At 67.6% G+C, this 3,518-nt stretch carries 4 protein-coding genes; 1 reads left to right on the top strand and 3 read right to left on the bottom strand.

Annotated elements, in window-relative coordinates; all coding sequences use genetic code 11:
- The coding region (locus ACAM49_RS39260; protein ID WP_369640586.1) for an expansin EXLX1 family cellulose-binding protein at positions 1 to 833 on the bottom strand (833 nt) is incomplete at its 3' end.
- Positions 834 to 1,063: 230 nt separating this feature from the next.
- Between ACAM49_RS39260 and ACAM49_RS39255 the strand changes: the two genes are divergently transcribed.
- Positions 1,064 to 1,921 (top strand): cyclopropane mycolic acid synthase family methyltransferase, encoded by an 858-nt coding sequence (locus ACAM49_RS39255; RefSeq protein WP_369640585.1) that lies wholly within the window; start codon positions 1,064 to 1,066, stop codon positions 1,919 to 1,921.
- Here the strand turns inward: ACAM49_RS39255 and ACAM49_RS39250 are convergent.
- Positions 1,905 to 2,918: a zinc-binding alcohol dehydrogenase family protein gene (locus tag ACAM49_RS39250; RefSeq protein ID WP_369640587.1), complete on the bottom strand. Its 1,014-nt coding sequence runs from the start codon at positions 2,916 to 2,918 to the stop codon at positions 1,905 to 1,907. The two genes, ACAM49_RS39255 and ACAM49_RS39250, sit on opposite strands and share 17 nt — an antisense overlap.
- Before the next feature lie 33 nt (positions 2,919 to 2,951).
- On the bottom strand, positions 2,952 to 3,518 hold a 567-nt coding region (locus tag ACAM49_RS39245), incomplete at its 5' end, for a TetR/AcrR family transcriptional regulator (RefSeq protein ID WP_369640584.1).

The raw sequence follows: 3,518 nt of genomic DNA, 5'->3' as shown, positions 1-3,518 counted from the left end.
GTGGTGGGCTGGTCGACGGGGATCTCGTAGAGACGAATTCCGGTGTGCCGCAACTGCCCCGGATCGAGCGTGATGCCGGAGACGAAGGCGGCGTGGCCGTAGACGTCGGTGACCTGGGCGGTGAAGGGGCCCGGGCCCGCGCCGGAAATGCTCCAGTAGTTGTCGTTGCCGCGGCGCAGGGGCAGGTAGTCGCCGCCGGATTCCGGTCGCAAGGAGACTTGCGCGAGGGGATTTCCGGTGCCGGAGAACAGGATCGAGATCCAGCTGGGCGAGGAGCTCTGCTCGATGCGGTACACCAGCTCGGGGGCCGGGTTGGGGTCGCGGACCTGGCTGATGTGGATCTGCGCGACGCCGTCGGTGCTGTTGGCGATGGCCTCGAAAGCCGAACGGCTCAAATCGTATTGGTTGGGGCCGCAGGCCGGGCACCGGTCCACCACCTCGGCGCGGACGCTGCCGAGCGGGCCGTCGATGTCGACGTAGGAGCCGCAGGGGGCGGAACCGTCGTACTTACCGGTCGGGACTCCGACGTAGTAACCGTCCAACGGCAGATCCGGCAGCGAGCAGGCCACGCCCTGACTGAAGGCGTAGTAGCGGGCCTCACCCGGTTCCCGTTCCGGTTGTGCCGCCGGGGTCTGAATCTGCTGAGGAATAACCGAACTCGGCGGGATCGCCGCGGGAACCGTGATGACGGTTGTGGTGGGTGTGGCGGCGTGACAGCTCAGTGACTGCGGTTTGATCCACCACGTGGCCAGTCCGACCACCACCGCTCCCGCCAGGATTGTCCACAGCCAAGGCCTGCCAGATTGGACCTCTTCGTGTCCGGTGCGGTGCATGGCTGGTCCCCAACCCTCCGAATTGTGTTTGCTGAAGCGATGCTGCACTCCACATCAGGAAAGCAGCCGTCGCCGTTACGCCGGGCTCGAATCGGAAACTCGGAGTGAAAAACCCGGCGTGTTGCCGGTGTGTCATGGCTATAGAACCGGCGACGGGTCCGCCTCGTATGTCCTGGTGTCCACCCGATGTCCTCCCCTCGGATCTCGGCCCGCCCCAGGAGAGTTCCGCCATGGCCCAGCTCGCACCCTTCTACCGGCAGGTGCAGTCGCATTACGACCTGTCCGACGACTTCTACTCGCTGTTCCTCGACCCCTCCATGACCTACAGCTGCGCGTTCTTCGAGCGCGCGAGCATGAGCCTCGAGCAGGCGCAACAGGCCAAGATCGATTTGGCGCTCGGCAAACTGGAGCTCGAGCCCGGTATGACGCTGCTCGATATCGGCTGCGGGTGGGGCTCGACCATGATCCGCGCGGTGCTGACCTACGGCGTGCGCGTCATCGGACTCACCCTGAGCCGCAATCAGTTCGATCATGTCCAGGCCCGGCTGCGAGAGCTCGGCATCACCGAAGCCGAAGTGCGCCTGCAGGGTTGGGAGGAATTCGACGGCACCGCCGACCGCATCGTCAGCATCGGCGCGTTCGAGCACTTCCGCAAACAGCGCTACGCCGAATTCTTCACCCGCTGCCACCGCCTGCTGCCCGCCGACGGCCGCATGCTGTTGCACACCATCATCGGCCGCACCCTCGCCGAACTCCGCGCCGCCGACATCCCCGTCACCCGCGAGGACGCCCTGTTCCACATCTTCATGAAGCGCGAGATCTTCCCCGGCGGCCAACTCCCGCAGCCCGAAACCGTCCCCCGCGAGGCCGAGGCCGCCGGTTTCCGCACCACCCGCATCCAATCATTGCGGCCCCACTACGCCCGCACCCTCGACCTGTGGGCGCAGGCGCTGGAAACCCACCACACCGAAGCGGTCCACCTGACCTCCGAGGAGGTCTACCAGCGCTATCTCAAGTACCTCACCGGCTGCGCCCACTACTTCCGGGCAGGCCACCTCGACGTCATGCAGTTCACGCTGCAGAAGTAGGCATCAGCACGGCGGCTCCCGCGAAGCGCCCGTTCTTCAGATCCCGCAGCGCCCGGTCGGCTTCCGCCAGCGGATAGGGCTGCACGGTCACCTCGAGCCGATGCCGCCCCGCGAACGCCAGAAACTCCCGCGCGTCCGCCCGGGTATTGGCGGTCACCGACCGAATCTCCCGCTCCTGGAACAGATGTCGCTGATAGTTCAGCACCGGTATATCGCTGAGGTGAATCCCGGCGATCGACAACACCCCACCCCGATCGAGGGCCTCGAGCGCCGGCAACACCAGATCCCCCACCGGCGCAAAGAGAATCGCCGAATCCAACGCCACCGGCGGCGCCTCCGCGGCCCCCTGCGCCGACGCCGCGCCGAGCTCCATCGCGAGATCCCGCGCCTTCTTGTCGCGGGTCATCACGTGCACTTCCGCGCCCTGAGCCAGGGCCACCTGCGCCGCGAGGTGTGCGCTGCCACCGAACCCGTAGATCCCGAGCCGCCCACCCTCGGGGAGAGCGGCCCGCTGCAGCGCGCGGTAGCCGATGATGCCCGCGCACAGCAGCGGCGCGAGTGAGGCGTCACTGTAGCCCTCGGGCAGCGGCAGCGCGTAACCCGCTGGCACGGTGGCGAATTCGGCATATCCGCCATCCGCGTCCCATCCGGTGTACCGCGATTCCGGACACAGATTCTCATTCCCGCGCAGGCAGTACCGGCACACCCCGCAGGTGTGCCGCAACCACGCGATCCCCACCCGGTCCCCGACCCGGAACTCTCCTTCTCCCCCGTCCCCGATCGCGACCACTTCCCCGACAACCTCGTGCCCCGGAACGACATGCTCGCGATGCACCGGCAAGTCGCCCTCGACCACATGCAGATCGGTCCGGCACACCCCGCAGGCCAGCACCCGCACGAGCAGTTCGCCGGTGCCCGGCGCAGGCACCTCCACCCGTTCGAACCGCACCGGCCCCTCGTCGACCGCCCCCGGCACATCCACCCGCCAAGCGCCCATCATCGCCATCCCGCCAGTCTTCCACCCGGCCGGTCACGGCGGGGCCAGGGCGGAGCGGAGGAAGGTCGTCAGTTGCGTGCGGACGCGGTCCTGGGTGAGCCCGTCGGCGCCCGCTCGGAGCGCGGAGAGCAACGCCGAGACCAGGACCGAGAGCAGGACCTCGCCCGCTATGTCCGGGTCCAGCTCGGGGTTGAGGAAGCCCTGGGCGATGCCGTGGCGGATCTTGTCTACGGATTGGGCGGCGTAGGTGCGGGCGTTGTGCAGGCAGCGGTCCAGGACGCGGGCGTCAATGGACGAGGCTTCGAGCAGGAAGAAGTTGACCAGACCGGGCTCGGTGGCAACCAGGTCGTAGCAGCGGTCGATCACCCGGGCGTAGCGGGCGCAGAAGGCATCCATCGTCTCGGGGGCGTCGTCGCCTTCGGGGCCCAGGAGGTGGGCGCGCAGGAGGGTGAAGCAGTGGTCGATGACCGCGTCGAGGATGTCCCGCTTGTTGGCGAAGTAGTTGTAGAAGGTGCCGTGGCTGAGCCCGGCGGCGGTGGTGATGTCGTCCACGCCGATGGAGCGGAAGCCGCGGGTCACCAACAATTCGTAGGTGACGGT

Origin of the sequence: Nocardia sp. JMUB6875, from assembly GCF_041154655.1 — a bacterium.
Lineage (GTDB): Bacteria > Actinomycetota > Actinomycetes > Mycobacteriales > Mycobacteriaceae > Nocardia.
The sequence above is the reverse complement of the archived record's forward strand: the minus strand, read 5'-3'. Positions and strand labels throughout refer to the sequence as shown.

What these genes read in the sequence shown, in the direction of transcription:
- ACAM49_RS39255 (WP_369640585.1), top strand. Translation starts at nt 1,064, where the DNA reads ATGGCCCAGCTCGCACCCTTCTACCGGCAGGTGCAGTCGCATTACGAC.
- ACAM49_RS39250 (WP_369640587.1), bottom strand. Translation starts at nt 2,918, where the DNA reads ATGGGCGCTTGGCGGGTGGATGTGCCGGGGGCGGTCGACGAGGGGCCG.